General features: G+C 67.1%; 16 protein-coding genes. 6 read left to right on the top strand and 10 right to left on the bottom strand.

Annotated elements, in window-relative coordinates; translation table 11 throughout:
* Position 1: 1 nt before the first annotated feature.
* The 4 genes from GA0115233_RS16945 to GA0115233_RS16930 all read right to left on the bottom strand — a co-directional run bounded on the left by GA0115233_RS16945 (position 2) and on the right by GA0115233_RS16930 (position 3,844).
* A complete protein-coding gene (locus GA0115233_RS16945; protein WP_093721067.1) occupies positions 2-1,672 on the bottom strand; it encodes a sensor histidine kinase in 1,671 nt (556 codons plus the stop codon).
* A complete protein-coding gene (locus GA0115233_RS16940) occupies positions 1,669-2,409 on the bottom strand; it encodes a response regulator transcription factor (protein WP_176711817.1) in 741 nt (246 codons plus the stop codon). Before GA0115233_RS16940 ends, GA0115233_RS16945 begins: the two co-directional genes overlap by 4 nt.
* Positions 2,410-2,546: 137 nt before the next feature.
* Complete coding sequence (locus tag GA0115233_RS16935; protein ID WP_093721065.1) at positions 2,547-3,422, bottom strand: DUF2797 domain-containing protein; 876 nt, start codon at positions 3,420-3,422, stop codon at positions 2,547-2,549.
* Positions 3,423-3,466: 44 nt separating this feature from the next.
* Entirely contained in the window at positions 3,467-3,844 is a 378-nt protein-coding gene (locus GA0115233_RS16930) for an HGxxPAAW family protein (RefSeq protein ID WP_093721064.1), read from the bottom strand.
* Positions 3,845-3,933: 89 nt separating this feature from the next.
* On the opposite strand from GA0115233_RS16930, the gene GA0115233_RS16925 reads away from it, so the two are divergent.
* Positions 3,934-4,416, top strand: a complete 483-nt coding sequence (locus tag GA0115233_RS16925; protein WP_093721063.1) for a MarR family winged helix-turn-helix transcriptional regulator — start codon at positions 3,934-3,936, stop codon at positions 4,414-4,416.
* 3 nt (positions 4,417-4,419) lie between these two features.
* On the opposite strand, the gene GA0115233_RS16920 is transcribed toward GA0115233_RS16925, so the two are convergent.
* On the bottom strand, positions 4,420-4,830 hold the full coding sequence (locus tag GA0115233_RS16920) for a winged helix-turn-helix transcriptional regulator (protein ID WP_093721062.1): 411 nt from the start codon (positions 4,828-4,830) through the stop codon (positions 4,420-4,422).
* A gap of 84 nt (positions 4,831-4,914) precedes the next feature.
* Between GA0115233_RS16920 and GA0115233_RS16915 the strand changes: the two genes are divergently transcribed.
* The 3 genes from GA0115233_RS16915 (at position 4,915) to GA0115233_RS16905 (ending at position 7,363) form a co-directional block, all read left to right on the top strand.
* A complete protein-coding gene (locus tag GA0115233_RS16915; protein ID WP_093721061.1) occupies positions 4,915-5,745 on the top strand; it encodes an NAD(P)H-binding protein in 831 nt (276 codons plus the stop codon).
* A 157-nt stretch (positions 5,746-5,902) separates the two neighbouring features.
* Positions 5,903-6,457, top strand: coding sequence for a GtrA family protein (locus GA0115233_RS16910; RefSeq protein ID WP_250749111.1), 555 nt, complete (start codon positions 5,903-5,905; stop codon positions 6,455-6,457).
* A 408-nt stretch (positions 6,458-6,865) separates the two neighbouring features.
* Entirely contained in the window at positions 6,866-7,363 is a 498-nt protein-coding gene (locus GA0115233_RS16905) for a hypothetical protein (RefSeq protein ID WP_093721060.1), read from the top strand.
* Positions 7,364-7,657: 294 nt separating this feature from the next.
* Here the strand turns inward: GA0115233_RS16905 and GA0115233_RS16900 are convergent, their stop codons facing one another.
* From GA0115233_RS16900 to GA0115233_RS16885, 4 genes are all read right to left on the bottom strand, one after another.
* The gene (locus tag GA0115233_RS16900) at positions 7,658-8,038 is read right to left on the bottom strand and encodes a hypothetical protein (protein ID WP_093721059.1); all 381 of its coding nucleotides are present in this window, start codon (positions 8,036-8,038) and stop codon (positions 7,658-7,660) included.
* A gap of 19 nt (positions 8,039-8,057) precedes the next feature.
* The gene (locus tag GA0115233_RS16895) at positions 8,058-8,519 is read right to left on the bottom strand and encodes a hypothetical protein (protein ID WP_141689523.1); all 462 of its coding nucleotides are present in this window, start codon (positions 8,517-8,519) and stop codon (positions 8,058-8,060) included.
* Positions 8,520-9,159: 640 nt separating this feature from the next.
* Positions 9,160-9,594: a hypothetical protein gene (locus GA0115233_RS40620; protein WP_141689522.1), complete on the bottom strand. Its 435-nt coding sequence runs from the start codon at positions 9,592-9,594 to the stop codon at positions 9,160-9,162.
* Between the two features lie 568 nt (positions 9,595-10,162).
* Positions 10,163-10,963, bottom strand: a complete 801-nt coding sequence (locus GA0115233_RS16885; RefSeq protein ID WP_176711816.1) for a TIGR04255 family protein — start codon at positions 10,961-10,963, stop codon at positions 10,163-10,165.
* 445 nt (positions 10,964-11,408) lie between these two features.
* Here GA0115233_RS16885 and GA0115233_RS16880 point away from each other — a divergent pair, with 445 nt between their 5' ends.
* Positions 11,409-11,942, top strand: coding sequence for an NUDIX hydrolase (locus GA0115233_RS16880; protein WP_043407174.1), 534 nt, complete (start codon positions 11,409-11,411; stop codon positions 11,940-11,942).
* Here the strand turns inward: GA0115233_RS16880 and GA0115233_RS16875 are convergent.
* On the bottom strand, positions 11,920-13,254 hold the full coding sequence (locus tag GA0115233_RS16875) for a hypothetical protein (protein WP_093721055.1): 1,335 nt from the start codon (positions 13,252-13,254) through the stop codon (positions 11,920-11,922). The genes GA0115233_RS16880 and GA0115233_RS16875 overlap by 23 nt on opposite strands.
* Positions 13,255-13,378: 124 nt before the next feature.
* On the opposite strand from GA0115233_RS16875, the gene GA0115233_RS16870 reads away from it, so the two are divergent.
* A complete protein-coding gene (locus GA0115233_RS16870; protein ID WP_093721054.1) occupies positions 13,379-13,609 on the top strand; it encodes a hypothetical protein in 231 nt (76 codons plus the stop codon).
* Positions 13,610-13,626: the final 17 nt, after the last annotated feature.

Below are 13,626 nucleotides of genomic sequence, written 5' to 3'. Positions count from 1 at the left end.
GTCAGGCGCCCTGTTCCGCCCGTGTGGTCAGGCTGTGCTGTGCCTGTGAGTGCGGTTGCCGGTTCATGTCGGGGCGCTCGGGGGCGGGCAGATGGACCGCGGGCGCGGACAGATGGACCGTCGGCGCGGACAGATGGACCGTCGGCGCGGACAGATGGACCGTCGGCGCGGGCAGATGGACCGTGAACACGGTCCGTCCGGGCACGCTGTCCACGGTCACGGCGCCGCCGTGCGCCGCCGCCACGGCCTGCACGATGGCCAGGCCCAGGCCGGTGGAGCCGGAGGCGCGCGAGCGCGAGGTGTCGCCGCGTGCGAACCGTTCGAAGACATGCGGCAGCAGATCCGGCGGGATGCCGGGGCCATTGTCCTCGACGTCCACGCACATCCACGTGCCCTGCCGTCGCACCCGCGCGGTGATGGTGGTGCCCGGCGGGGTGTGCTTGCGGGCGTTGCCCAGCAGGTTGACCAGTACCTGCTGGACGCGGGCCGCGTCCGCCGTCACCAGGGCCGGTTCGTCGGGCAGGTCGAGCCGCCAGTTGTGGTCCATGCCGGCCGCGCGGGAGTCGCTGACGGTGTCCACGACCAGCGGGACGAGGTCGGTCTGCTCGAACTGCAGCGGCCGTCCGGCGTCGAGCCGGGCGAGCAGCAGCAGGTCCTCCACGAGCAGGGTCATCCGGCCCGCCTCGGACTCGATACGGCCGAGGGCGTGCCGGGTGTCGGGGCCGATCTGTTCCCTGCCGCGTCTGGTGAGTTCGGCGTAGCCGCGGATGGAGGCGAGCGGGGTGCGCAGCTCGTGGCTGGCGTCGGCCACGAACTGCCGTACCCGGGTCTCGCTCCGCTGGCGGGCGTGCAGGGCGCCGTGGACGTGGTCCAGCATGCGGTTCAGGGCGGCGCCGACCCGGCCGACCTCGGTGTGCGGGTCGCACTCGGACTCCGGGACGCGCTCGTTGAGGTTCACCTCGCCGCTGTGCAGCGGGAGTTCGGAGACCCGGGTGGCGGTGGCGGCGACCTTGCGCAGCGGGCGGGTGGCGACGCCGACGATGACCGTCCCGGCGAGGGAGGCGGCGATCAGACCGGCCGCGGTGACGCTGATCTCGATGAGGATCAGCGTGTTGAGGGTGCCGGTGACTTCCTCGGTGGGCACGGCGACGTAGTAGCTGCCGTTGGCGCCCGTCTTGTACGTGACCCGGTACTCGCCGAGGCTGCCGAGGTCGACGGTGTGCTTGTCGCGGTCGCGGGTCACGGCGGCGAGGGCCTGTTTCTGGCTGTCGTCGAGGTCCTCGGCGACCATGCCGCTGAAGTCGGTGCTGCTGTCGTCCTTCTTGCCGACCTTGGCCGCGGTGATGACGCCGCCCTCCACCTCGGCGACGACCGTGCCCTCGGGCTGGGGGCCGCGGGTGACGAAGTCGGCGAGGGTGAAGGGGTCGCTCTTGGTGACCGCGTTCTCCCGACCGGGTTCGCCGCCCGGGGGCGCGCCGAAACCGGCCGCGCGTCCGGCGACCTCGCTGAGCCGGTCGTCGAGCTGCTCGTACAGGTGCGAGCGCAGCGCCAGGGTGGTGACCGTGCCGATCACCGCGCAGACCACGGCGATCAGCACCACGGAGGCGACGACGAGCCGCGTCCGCAGGGTCGCTCGTCTCCGCCGCGGACGCGTCCGTCGTCGTCCGCTCATGACACGGCGGGCTTGATCAGGTATCCGGCACCGCGCCGGGTGTGGATCATGGGCTCCCGACCGGCGTCGATCTTGCGGCGCAGGTAGGAGATGTACAGCTCGACCACGTTGGCCTGGCCGCCGAAGTCGTAGGACCAGACCCGGTCGAGGATCTGCGCCTTGCTGAGCACGCGCCGCGGGTTGCGCATCAGGAAGCGCAGCAGCTCGAACTCGGTGGCGGTGAGGTGGATGGAGTCGCCGCCCCGGGTGACCTCGTGGCTGTCCTCGTCGAGGGTGAGGTCGCCGACGACGAGCACGGAGTCGGAGCGGCGGTCGGCGGCGCCGGAGCGGCGGATCAGCCCGCGCAGCCGCGCGACGACCTCCTCCAGGCTGAACGGCTTGGTCACGTAGTCGTCGCCGCCCGCGGTGAGCCCGGCGATACGGTCCTCCACGGCGTCCTTCGCGGTGAGGAAGAGCACGGGCACGTCCGGCAGTTCGCGCCGCAGCCGGCCGAGGACGGCCAGTCCGTCCATGTCGGGCAGCATCATGTCGAGGACGACGGCGTCGGGCCGGAACTCGCGCGCGGTGCGCACGGCACCCGAGCCGTCGCCGGCGCTGCGGATCTGCCAACCCTCGTAGCGCAGGGCCATGGACAGCAACTCGGTGATCGACTGCTCGTCGTCCACCACAAGCACTCGGACGGGGCTCCCGTCCGGCCTCAGCAGTTCGGTGCGCCCCTGGGGCGAGGTCGTGGTCATGGCGGCCACTGTGTCGGGGCCCTCTGAGAACACGCTTTCTACAACCTGTGATTTTCCTGAGAAATTCACAGGGGGCTCTTAGGAAGGGGCGGTGTTGGGGTGTGGCTGTCCTGAACGGCCGTGCCAGCCGCGTGCGTTCAGAACAGTCCGTCCTGGGTGGTTGCGGAGGGGGCTTTGAACGGCCGTAGCGGCAGGGCCGGGCGGCCGTCGCTCGCGGGGACCAGCCCCCACCCTCTCATCAGCCGGGTGTCGAGTACGACGACACCGGTAGCGGTACGCAGATGCAGATCCGGACCGGCCGCGGCGGCCAGCGTCCCGGTGAGGGCGGCACCCGCGATCAGCTCGGTCACCTCGCCGACGGCGGGCGGGAGTTGGGCGAGGCCGAAGGCAGGCACGTGGTCGACGGGGTCGCAGGGGGCGGGGGTCAGGGACTCGGGCCAGCCGGGGAGGGCGAGGGCCCGGGCGTGCAGTTCCTCGACCTCGCGGGCCCGCTCGGGCGCGGTGGCGGGCAGCACGGAGCGTACGGCGCGCTTGTCGGCGTACGGGATGCGGTCCGGGACGCGGAGTGCGGCGCGGAGCAGCTCCTCGGTGCGCCGGGCGGCCATCAGGGGCCCGGTGCCGAGCCAGGTGAAACAGACGGCGCCCTGTTCCAGCAGGCGGGCGGGGCCACGCTGTTCGGCGGTGATGCCGACCTTGACCATGCCGGGCCCGAACCAGGCCAGATAGACGCGGTACGGCCGCGGATCGTCGGCGAGTGTGTCCGCGGCGACGGAGTGCGCGCGGTCCAGGCGGGCGCACTCCTCGCAGCGCGCGCCCGTACTGCGCCCCGACACGACCGCGCGCACCGGACAGGCGTGCCCCCGCGCCCCCACGCAGGTCCGCACTCCCCCCTCCTCGACCGCGAAGGCCACCCGTTTCCCCCAGGTCAGCGCGGTGCGCCGACCCCCTTCCCAGCCCAGCTCGGGACCGCCCGCCGCCCAGCGCAGCCCCGAACACCTCCATGCCTGTGCCATCGGGTCGAGCGTAGGCGCCGCCACTGACATCGAGCGGGCGCGGCCTATTCGGCGGGGGTGAGCTGTACGGCTTCCTCGCCGGAGACGGCGGTGACGGCAAGCGCTTCCGGCCTGCCCCGCCCCCTACGCCCCCGCCCCGCCAGCCGGCAGCCGAGGCACTCCGGGTGCCCCGCACGGGCCTGCGGATCACGGACCCCCATGGGCCACTGCTCCCGGGGCCGCGGCCCCGGCCCCTTGCCCCACCCGGTGAGATGCAGCGCCCAGGTGGTGAGCAGGGCGAGCAGGCAGATGCCGAGGCCGCCGCCGACGACGAGCGGGGACACCAGACACACCCCCGCCCCGGCCACCGAGCCGCCCACCGTCGCGATCGCGGTGCCGGTCCACCCCGCGACCGTGTGCCCCTCGTCGTACTGTGCGCTCACAGGCCATGCCCCCTCAGGAATGAGAATGTCTCTCACTTCCTAAGGAATTTATCACCGAAACCTCTCACGAAGTGAGGTAACTGCACCACATGCACGCCAAGCCGCGCCGCCCCGCCGCCACCCCCGCCCAGGCACTGGAGGCGATGGACTCCCTCATCGCGGCCCATCTGCTCGGCCAGCAGGAGATGGCCCAGCGGCTGGGCCTGAACATCACCGACCTGCTCTGCTTCGGCTGCGTGCTGAAGGCGGGCGAGAACCTGCTCAGCGCGGGCGACCTCGCCGAGCACGCCCACGTCACCACCGGCGCGATGACCGGCATCCTCAACCGCCTGGAGCGCGCCGGCTACATCACCCGCGTCGCCGACCCGACCGACCGCCGCCGGGTGCGCGTGGCGGCGGTACCGGACGCGGTCACGCGCGTGGAGGCGCTGTACGGCCCGTACTACGGCCGCCTGATGGAACTGTTCGCCGACTACTCGCCGGACGAGATCGCGGTACTGACGGACTGGTTCACACGGACGACGGGACTGGCGCAGGGGTACATCGACGAACTCCGCGAGGGCGACGCCTGACCCTCAGCGCCGCTGCCTGCCGTCGCGGGCGTCGTATTCGAGGCGTGCCTGCTCGACGCGGGGCAGATTGACGGACCACTCGGACAGGGCGGCGAACAGCGGCGCGAGACTCCGCCCCAGGTCACTGATCTCGTACTCCACACGCGGCGGCACCTCGGGGTAGTACGTCCGTACGACCAGCCCGTCCCGCTCCAACTGCCGCAGCCGCTGCGTCAGTACCTTCGGCGTGATCGTGGAGATCCGCCGCTCCAGCTCGACGAAGCGCTGGGTGCCGTATTCGTGCAGGGCCCAGAGGATCGGCGTGGTCCAGCGACTGAAGACGATGTCGACGACGGGTGCGATGGGACAGGCATTCTCGGGTGCGACTTCACTCCTACTGACTGTGGCCTCGATCACATCGGCTCCTTCTCCCATTACTTTCCTCTAGGTACCTACTTGCCTCTAAAAAGTACCGTTCCTGAGCAGGAAGTTGACGAGACCTCAGAACGGAGTACGACGATGATCGTGGTGACCGGAGCGACGGGCAATGTGGGACAGCCGCTGGTGCGGGCACTGGTGGAGGCGGGGGAGTCGGTGACGGCGGTGTCGAGGCGCCCCCCGGCCGACGGTGCCCTGCCGGCGACGGTCCGCCACCACCAGGCGGACCTGGCGGCGCCCGAAACCCTGGAACCGGCCCTGACCGGGGCCAAGGCCCTCTTCCTCCTGACCTCGGGGGAGTTCCTGGGCGCGGGCGGTGACCTGGGACCGGTACTGACGGCCGCGCGGACGGCCGGCGTGAACCGGGTGGTGCTGCTCTCCTCGCAGGGCGTGGGCACGGGCCACCTGCCGCCGACGCTGGAGGACGCGGTCAAGGGAGCGGGCATGCACTGGACGCTGCTGCGCCCCGCGGGCTTCCACTCCAACACCTTCCAGTGGGCGGAGTCGGTCCGTGCTCGCCGCGAAGCGGCGGCGCCCTTCGGCGACGTGGCCCTGCCGACGGTGGACCCGGCGGACATAGCGGAGGCGGCGGCGAGGGTGCTGCGCGAGCGGGGCCACGAGGGGAAGGTGTACGACCTGACGGGCCCGGCGCCCATCACCCCGCGCGAGCAAGTGGCGGCGCTGCAGGAGGTATTGGGGGAGCCGGTGCGCTTCGTGGAACTTTCCCGGTCTGAGGCGCGGGACGGGATGGTGCGTTTCATGCCGGAGCCGGTGGTGGAGACAACGCTGGACATGCTGGGCACGCCGCCGGAGGCGCTGCGCCGGGTGAGCCCGGACACGGAGGCGCTGCTGGGGCGTCGGCCGCGGGCGTACGGAGAGTGGGCGGCGCGGTACGTGGGGGCGTTCAAGTAGGGGCGGTTGGCCGGCCCCCCTCGCATGGTGGGGCTGGCACCACCCCCGATCGGGGAGCGTGCCACCTCGTAAGGGACGGCGGAGAACGGGATCGTTGGACGCGGCCGATCAAAGCCACGTCCGCACAACTCCCCGCTCCTTCCCGGAAGGAACTCCCATGACCTCGCCGCTCGCGTCCTTCGCCCGGTTCGTGGTGTGCGGCGGCGGGGTGGGCCTGGCCTCCGGAGCGACGGTGCCCCTGCTGGCGACGACGATGCCGTGGGCGCTGGCCAACGCCCTGATCACGGTGGCGTCCACGCTCCTCTGCACGGAGCTGCACGCCCTGTTCACCTTCACGACGGGCAAACGCCCGGGGCTGCGCCGGCACCTCCAGTCCGGGGGCTCGGCGGCGGTGGCGTACGGAGTGACGTCAGCGGCGATCCTGCTCCTGCACACACTGCACCCGTCCCCGTCCCTGCTCTGGGAACAGACGGTGTACTTGACGGCGTCGGGGGCCGCGGGGGTGGGCCGCTTCCTGGTCCTGCGGCTGTGCGTGTTCGGGACCGCCGGGGGCGATCAGCGCCCTGCGCGCCGCGCGTTCCTGAGCGCGGACAGCAGGAGCAGCACTCCGGCGACGACGCTGAAGCCGAGTCCAATGCAAGTAAAGAGCATGACCGTCTCGAACGAGGCGTCGGCGATGCGCGGCAGGCTGTTGGCAAGCACCATGGCGTAGATGGCCAGCACCCCGCAAGCCTGAAGCCGCACCCCGCCCCGCTGCCCGCGCAACCACGGCGGAGTCCACCCGGCCAGCATCGCCACGGGCAACGGCACCATCAGTACTGTCGCCACGCCCAGCGCGATCAAGTGATAGATCGGATTGCCGTTCACCTTGCCCCCTCGTAAGCGAGCACCACCCTAGGTCAGAACGCTGTCGGGGGCACCCACGGTCGGTGCCGCTGAGCACCGGACTTCGCCGTCACGTGGCGTGAGTGCCGGGCTCGGCTTGCCGTAGGGGCAGGAACATCTGACCGAGGAACGCGACTTGACTCGGATCACAGAACGGCCACTACGCCCGCACACTCTCCACACATGCCCCGTCTCAGGAATACGGTCACCCCACCCGAGCATCCTGGGGGCCGATATGACCAACCCGTACAACACACCCATACCTCCGGCACCACGCGGGCCCGACTCACGTCCACTGCACAAGCGCGTCCTCGTATGGGTCGGCGGCACGGCCCTGCTCCTGACGGGCACGCTGATCGGCTCCGCGAACGGGGACGACGGGCAGCAGCCGGTGGAGGCCAAGCCCAGACCCACGACGACGATCACGGCGACCGTCACGGCCACCCCGGAACCCGGCCCCACGGTCACGGAGACCGTCAAGCCCAAGGCGAAGCCCGCCCCCACGATCACCGTCACCAAGACGACCACCGCCAGGGCCGCCGACACCGGCAGCGGCAGCAGTTCCGCCCAGGATTCGACCGGCACCTGCTCCATCCGCTCCAACGCCGGAAACTGCTACTCAGCGGGCCAGTTCTGCCGCAACAGCGACCACGGCGCCACGACTACGACGGCCAGCGGCGCGGCGATCAAGTGCGTGTACAGCTCGAACGCGTGGCGGTGGACGTACAGCTGAGGGAACGGGCAACACGCCTCCGCGAACCACCTCACCCCCATCGCGTTCATGACCGTCGGCGCATTCGCCGTGGTCGCGTTGTGGGGCGCCTATCGGGGGAAGCAACTGGTCTGGAAGACACAGATCGTGCTTATGCCGGTGACGATCGGCGTCGCAGCTCTCTGTCACGCCCCACACCCAACGTGCACGCTGGAACAGGCCGGAGGAGGCCGCCGGGGACCCGCCCACAGCGCAAGAGGCCCCGGGTCTCGCCGGGGCCTCTCACTGTGCGCGGCGGCGGCCTGCCGCAAACGACTACTGCGTATCCAGCCGAGCGCTCAGCTCCGTGACAAGGTGGTAGCCCCCGGCGAGATCCATGTCGGTCCGCTCCCTGAGCAGCTTGATCGCGGAGTCGCGGTGCCCGCCGTTGAGCAGATCGGTCATCTCGGCGACCAGTGCGGCATCGAGTTGCCGTAGGGCATCAAGCGCCTCGCCGTAGGTGGTGGGCAATGTGTGGCCCTGAGTGAGCAGGTCCAGTGCCACGGGGGCGGTGGCCAGACCGAGGCCCGAGTCCTTGCGCAGCCGCCGGATGGCTTTGGCGGTGCGCCCTTCACCAGCCAGCGCTTTCGCCTCGTTCTGCGCTTCCTGCTCGATGGGCGTGATCAGTGCCGTCGTACGTGCCTTGGTGCTCGTCATTACGCTCCAGCACTCCCCATCACTTGCAGTTCCTCTTGATCCCGTCGATACCGAGGACCACCGAGGCAAGGCCACCGAGCGTGGCACCCAGTTCGCTGATCTTCTCCTCACCCTTGGCGACGCGGATGAGGAGGTAGGCGGATTCCTTCACGGAACCGACCTTCTTGATGAACGCCTTCAACTTGAGGATCTTCGCCACGGGGACCGCACCGCCGGCAATGGCAGCCGTGATGGAGCCCACGCACTTGGCAGTCTGCCACCAACCGCGAACCCCCCGATTCGTGCCGGCAAGGTGCTCGTCCAGATAAGCCTGGACCGCAGCCTCTCCTCGCTGCTCCACGCCGGCGGGCATCTCGTCGATGACCTTCAGCATGGCGAGAAGCTTCTGCCCCTCGGGCGAGGCCAGCTCTTCCGCGGCAGTCATGGGCTTGTCGGCACCGACAACCGCCGAACCGGCCGTGGTGCCTTGATCGGCGGCCACAGCAGCCTGGCTGAGACCCGTGCTGAGGATCGCGGCTGCGGTTATCGCGGCGGTGGCAGCGGTCAGTCTCTTGATCTTCAGAATGTTCCCCTCTTCGGTCTTGCGTCCAGCTGGTCACCACTGGACGTGCCGCAGCATCTCCCCTGGTCAGCGGGGGTTTGCGGCACGCATGTGATCATCAAACGCCCAATAGGGGTGCAGCAAGACATTTGAGGGACAACTGAGGTGAACGAGCCCCGCACGAAGGTGTGCCGGTCACCAACCAACGGCGAAGGCACCATCTGCGAGCGCCGGAACGGCCGTTGAGAGGGCGCACCTACGTACTAAGGGCGACGGGACGGCACGTACAGCCCTCCGCAAAAGCCAGAGGCCCCGTGGACTGCTCCACGGGGCCTCTGGTTTGCTGTGCACTCGGCAGGATTCGAACCTGCAACCTTCTGATCCGTAGGATCGGGCAGTGCGTTGGGCGGGGGCTCCGCCTTCCCCCGGCTGATCGCTGGCGATCGTGATCAACGGCCTCTGTGTGCCGTCGTTGCCGTCAGCGTTGCCGTCAAGCACTGTGATCCAGCGCTGCCCTTCAAACGTCCACAATGCGCGTCTCGCAACAGAAAACACCGAGTCAAGAGGGCGTGCCATCAGGCTACATACCGTCTGGATGATGAACACAGGAAGCTTGACGCGCAAGCTCCTTCGCCTTCTTGCCTATCTGATTCTGTGAAAGTCCTTGCCATCCTACGATGAGTGCATGTGCAGCATGGCGTGGATGTTCTGGCTCTGGCACATCCGGTGGCCACGGATCTGGAACTACATCAAGATCTTGATCCCGCACGCCCTTAACTTCCAGCTCCCAGATGGAGTCATGCGGATCTTCAGATAAGCCAGTCGGCTCCACACGGTGCTCATCTAGAATCCTGCGAACATAGACGGAGGTACCGTCATCATGGGGCTTAAATGCCGCACTAGAGGGCCCAAGTTCCTCCTGCGTCACACTATCGCGACGGATCATGCTTGGAACTTTGGTGTTTACTCTCCGCCAGAGCAGATCCCCATCGAGAATCTCCTGCTCTTCACTCATCCCCGCCCCCGATAACACAGACTTCACCTAGAAGCAGGCCTTCTTGCTTGCAGGGAGAAGTGCAGCAGGATCCTACGGAACTCGACAAGCCTGTCTCGCCGACTTGGGATGCTGAACTCAACTTCAGCTTCATCTTGCCCATCTGCTAGCGCGCATCCAGATTGGCCATCAGGGGCAACTTCGATCTCGATCGAATTGCCACTCACATGCCACTCAGCCTGGAGTCCACCGTTAGGGAGTGGGAAGATCTGAGGCTGCAAGCTGCGCCGATCCATGACCGAGAGCAGAACGTGAAGCATTGCCACACCGGCCTCGACGGTGACTTGCTCGGCACGGTATCCATCCCAAGCTTTAGGCAGAGCCAGCAGCTTGTTGATCTTCTCAACCGCTAGGCCCATGTCCGGCACTCCCGCGCCCTCTTCTTGGACATCGATTGTGGCCGACGGCCCTACCCTGGGACGCCGTGTGCGACGAGTCGTTGCACTGTCGACGGATGGGCCAGCCGACGCTGCTCTCCTCGTGGTCAACCCAGTAACCACGGGATTCATCGCTTCCACTGCCATCAGAGTCATGAGCGTTTCCCCCAGCGTTCATGAGCTGTCTGCGTCGTAATTTCCGCGAAGCTTCTCACGAGATGATCATGAGCCTCTTTGAGAGCATCCAAGGCCCCATCAACTGACGTACTCGACGGCTTACCTTGGGTCGTCATAGTCAGGAATGCACCCGGCGTCTCATCACCCACAACTCCAGGCTCAATGGAAACACGCAAGAAGAAATCTCTACCAGTGCGGGTACTCTCGATCGGGAAGTCAAAGACTATCTGCGAATTTGCCGGGCGGCCGAGATGGTGAGTCGCAAAGTCGGGCCAGGTATGGAAGATGTCCTCCAAGTCCCATTGGCCAGACTCTCCAGCACGGAGCGTATTGATGTAACTCAGCTCAACATGAAGAATCTCAAGCTTCGATCGAAATGACTCTTCAACAAACCTTGAAACATCAGCGACACGTCGAGAAAAATGATTCAGGACATATGCGAACCGGGGATACGTGTCACCAACTCCGCAGCTACGCCAATTAACGATGAGTCGATCCGGCTGCAACTGAACTAGATCATTCCCGTTTTCACCATGGAACCAGTAGCGAGTTTCCCTCAGGGATGGAAAATCTACCCTGATCTTAGGACTCGAGCCAGCCGGACCAGACTCTACAGATGGAAGGGTCGGTTGTTCTTCAATTTGAGGCAGTTCCGACTTCCACATGTCATAAAGAGGAGCAAGCCGAATGCCACTCAGCTCCGGCACTTTGCGGAACTTAACCCCGCACGCCACTTCAACCACTGGCGGCTCAGAGAAGTCTGGCAGGCTTGTCACTGTATCCTCCTGTGTGCGCCGCCCGGCTTCATGCCCGTCTCGTAGTTCATGCCCCCCGCTCCCTGAGCAGACACCTACCCGCCCACTTGTTAACGAGCATAAGAGGACCAGACCTCACTGTCGATGGGAAAGTGTGACTTCAGTCACCCCTTGTAGTGAAACTGTTGCCTCTGTTCACCCATGTGTACGACAGATGCCTAGGTTTGACCCGACGCGTGACCTTCGCTGTCAACTACTGGAAGTCGACCAGGCCGTCGGCCGGATGTGATCACGATGGGGCCCCTCAACGCCTGCTGCGCCACTACCACCACCTGCCCCGCCGCCATTGCGAGTGATCCGACTCAACACATCCATTTCGTCACTCTGACGTGAATGTCGTTGAACCCTATGTTGCATGCCATCTTGGTCTGAGATCCTGTAGGCCGGATCGAGAAGGGCTGCAGGTATGGAGTGGAAGACGCACGGTGAGCGACAGATCTACACGAACAAGTGGGTGAATCTGTGCCTGGTCGACGTCCAGCAGCCTGACGGGCGCAGGTGGGAGTACCACGTTGTTCGTCTGCGGCACCTGGCCGTGGCCGCCGTGGTCAACGATCGTCAAGAGGTCCTGATGATGTGGCGGCACCGCTTCATCACGGACTCGTGGGCCTGGGAGTTGCCCATGGGCCTGGTCGAGGAGGGCGAGACTCCGGAGGAGGCTGCGGCCCGTGAGGTTCTAGAGGAGACGGGCTGGCGCCCCGGCCCCATCAAGCCCCTGATCTACGCCGAGCCGGCCAACGGGATTACCGACTCGCAGCACCACGTCTTCAGGATCGACGGCGCCACCTATGCCGGGCCGCCCACGGAGAAGAACGAGTCCGACCGCATCGAGTGGATTCCCCTCTCTGAGGTGCGGGGCATGATCGATCGCCGGGAGGTCGTGAGCAGCGGCTCGCTCGTCGGCCTGCTCTACCTGCTCATGGACGAAGCGATCCGCTAACCGGCGGGAGGAGTGCCCGTAGCCGCGCCTCGAAGGCCAGGGCTACGGGCTCCTGCCTGTGTGGGGCCAACTGGTCGTAGAACTCCCGAAGATGGCCTGACACGCGCTCGGACGCCACTGCTGACGCCGGTTCCAGTGCCTGCGTGGCGGTGTCGCACGCCTGGTCGAGCTTGCCCTGATCCAGCTGCGTACGGGCAAGCCAGAACGAGTGAAACGCCCGGCCGCGATGGTTGGTGCGGGCCTCGCGCCGCAACGCGTCCGCGATCAGAGGTTCGGCGGTGGCTGCTTCGCCCAGTCGGCCGTGAGCGATCCCCGTGTCCACGATCAGCTTCGTCTCGTCGAAGTACGACACCCAGGACGGATCCGGGTCGCTCACCCGAATCAGCTCGAAATGGCGGTGAGCCTCCCCGATCGCCCGGTGCGTGGAGTCCCGGTTGCCGAGCGTGGCGTGAGCGAAGGCTTCGCGCATCGACAACATGGACAGGACCCGTGGGGTGGTGTCGACGGCCGAGCGGGCCTGGTCCTGGGCGGCCGTCACGAAGGCCAGGGAGTCAGCGGGCTTGTCCTGGTACGTGCCCTGCAAGCTCATGCAGGCAAGGACGTTGGCCATGAACTGGCGGTCGTCGATCTCCTTGGCCAGTTGGAGGGCCTCGGTGAAGTACGCGCGGGCCTGGTTGTACTGGCGGGCGTCGAAGTAGGTCCAGCCGGTGAGGCGTGCCAGCTCGGCGGCGATTCCGTACAGGCCGTTTTCGATGGACGGCGGTTGGTTCTCCTTCAAGAGACCGACGACGTGGCGGAGCTGGCCGACGATGGCCGGCCTCAGTGCCTCGCCTCCGTGCTGGTCGTCCCGTCGCCAGTAGTCCTCGATGGAGGAGCGGAAGGCTTCAAGGGTGGCTGCGTTCAGGCTCGTTCGTGTGGCCAGGGCCAGAATGCTGTCCACGTCCGGGCCAGGTAAAGCGGCCGGGGTCTGCGGCTCGGGCTCCTGGACTACCTCTCGCTCGGTGACCACGAGGGCCTGGGGTGTCTCCCACACCCGGCGGGCGAGTCCGAGCATGTGCCCTGGGATGCGCAAGCCGTCCGCGATGCGCTCGATGACGTCCATGTGCTGCAACTGGCGCTGCCCTGCGATGACTTCGCCGACACGGCTTGGGGTCAGCTCACAGCGCCTGGCGATCATGGATGGGTAGATGCCCGCCTTGATCTTCACCAGCCGGAAGACTCTGGCGAAGTCCCGCACTCGGCACGCATCGATCATCTCGGGATCGGTGAGCAGCCTGGCTGGCAGTTCCTGCGGCCGGTCTGCGTCGGGCATCGGCAAGCTCCCACACTGCGAGGGCTACGCAACGTCGCTGATTCTCTACTTGCCGCGATGTTACCCAAGTTGGGTAATCAGCCTGACCTTTTGGCAGGGGTGCCCTGATCGCGATGCTCCTTTCATGGCGAGCAACCAGCAGACCAGACCAGGCATCGGTGAACTGGCGAAGGACAGCGCCCGCGACCGGATCGGCGTCGTCATGGGTGCGCTCGGCGGTCGGGTGCAGATGAGGCCGATCGGCGGCGGCACGGAATGGGATGCCATGCCGGACAACGTGGTGGCGCCGAGTCCACGAGAGGAACTGAGCGCGCGCCTGGCCATCAGGAACGGCAACAGTCGAGACGGGCTGTGATGCGCGCTGTCGGCCGG

Origin of the sequence: Streptomyces sp. DI166, assembly GCF_900091315.1 — a bacterium.
GTDB classification, from domain to species: domain Bacteria; phylum Actinomycetota; class Actinomycetes; order Streptomycetales; family Streptomycetaceae; genus Streptomyces; species Streptomyces fuscus.
Note: the sequence above shows the minus strand (reverse complement) of the source record. Positions and strands in the feature narration are given on the sequence as shown.

What these genes read in the sequence shown, in the direction of transcription:
- GA0115233_RS16945 (WP_093721067.1), bottom strand. Translation starts at nt 1,672, where the DNA reads ATGAGCGGACGACGACGGACGCGTCCGCGGCGGAGACGAGCGACCCTG.
- GA0115233_RS16940 (WP_176711817.1), bottom strand. Translation starts at nt 2,409, where the DNA reads ATGACCACGACCTCGCCCCAGGGGCGCACCGAACTGCTGAGGCCGGAC.
- GA0115233_RS16935 (WP_093721065.1), bottom strand. Translation starts at nt 3,422, where the DNA reads ATGGCACAGGCATGGAGGTGTTCGGGGCTGCGCTGGGCGGCGGGCGGT.
- GA0115233_RS16925 (WP_093721063.1), top strand. Translation starts at nt 3,934, where the DNA reads ATGCACGCCAAGCCGCGCCGCCCCGCCGCCACCCCCGCCCAGGCACTG.
- GA0115233_RS16920 (WP_093721062.1), bottom strand. Translation starts at nt 4,830, where the DNA reads ATGGGAGAAGGAGCCGATGTGATCGAGGCCACAGTCAGTAGGAGTGAA.
- GA0115233_RS16915 (WP_093721061.1), top strand. Translation starts at nt 4,915, where the DNA reads ATGATCGTGGTGACCGGAGCGACGGGCAATGTGGGACAGCCGCTGGTG.
- GA0115233_RS16910 (WP_250749111.1), top strand. Translation starts at nt 5,903, where the DNA reads ATGACCTCGCCGCTCGCGTCCTTCGCCCGGTTCGTGGTGTGCGGCGGC.
- GA0115233_RS16905 (WP_093721060.1), top strand. Translation starts at nt 6,866, where the DNA reads ATGACCAACCCGTACAACACACCCATACCTCCGGCACCACGCGGGCCC.
- GA0115233_RS16900 (WP_093721059.1), bottom strand. Translation starts at nt 8,038, where the DNA reads ATGACGAGCACCAAGGCACGTACGACGGCACTGATCACGCCCATCGAG.
- GA0115233_RS40620 (WP_141689522.1), bottom strand. Translation starts at nt 9,594, where the DNA reads ATGAGTGAAGAGCAGGAGATTCTCGATGGGGATCTGCTCTGGCGGAGA.
- GA0115233_RS16880 (WP_043407174.1), top strand. Translation starts at nt 11,409, where the DNA reads ATGGAGTGGAAGACGCACGGTGAGCGACAGATCTACACGAACAAGTGG.
- GA0115233_RS16875 (WP_093721055.1), bottom strand. Translation starts at nt 13,254, where the DNA reads ATGCCCGACGCAGACCGGCCGCAGGAACTGCCAGCCAGGCTGCTCACC.
- GA0115233_RS16870 (WP_093721054.1), top strand. Translation starts at nt 13,379, where the DNA reads ATGGCGAGCAACCAGCAGACCAGACCAGGCATCGGTGAACTGGCGAAG.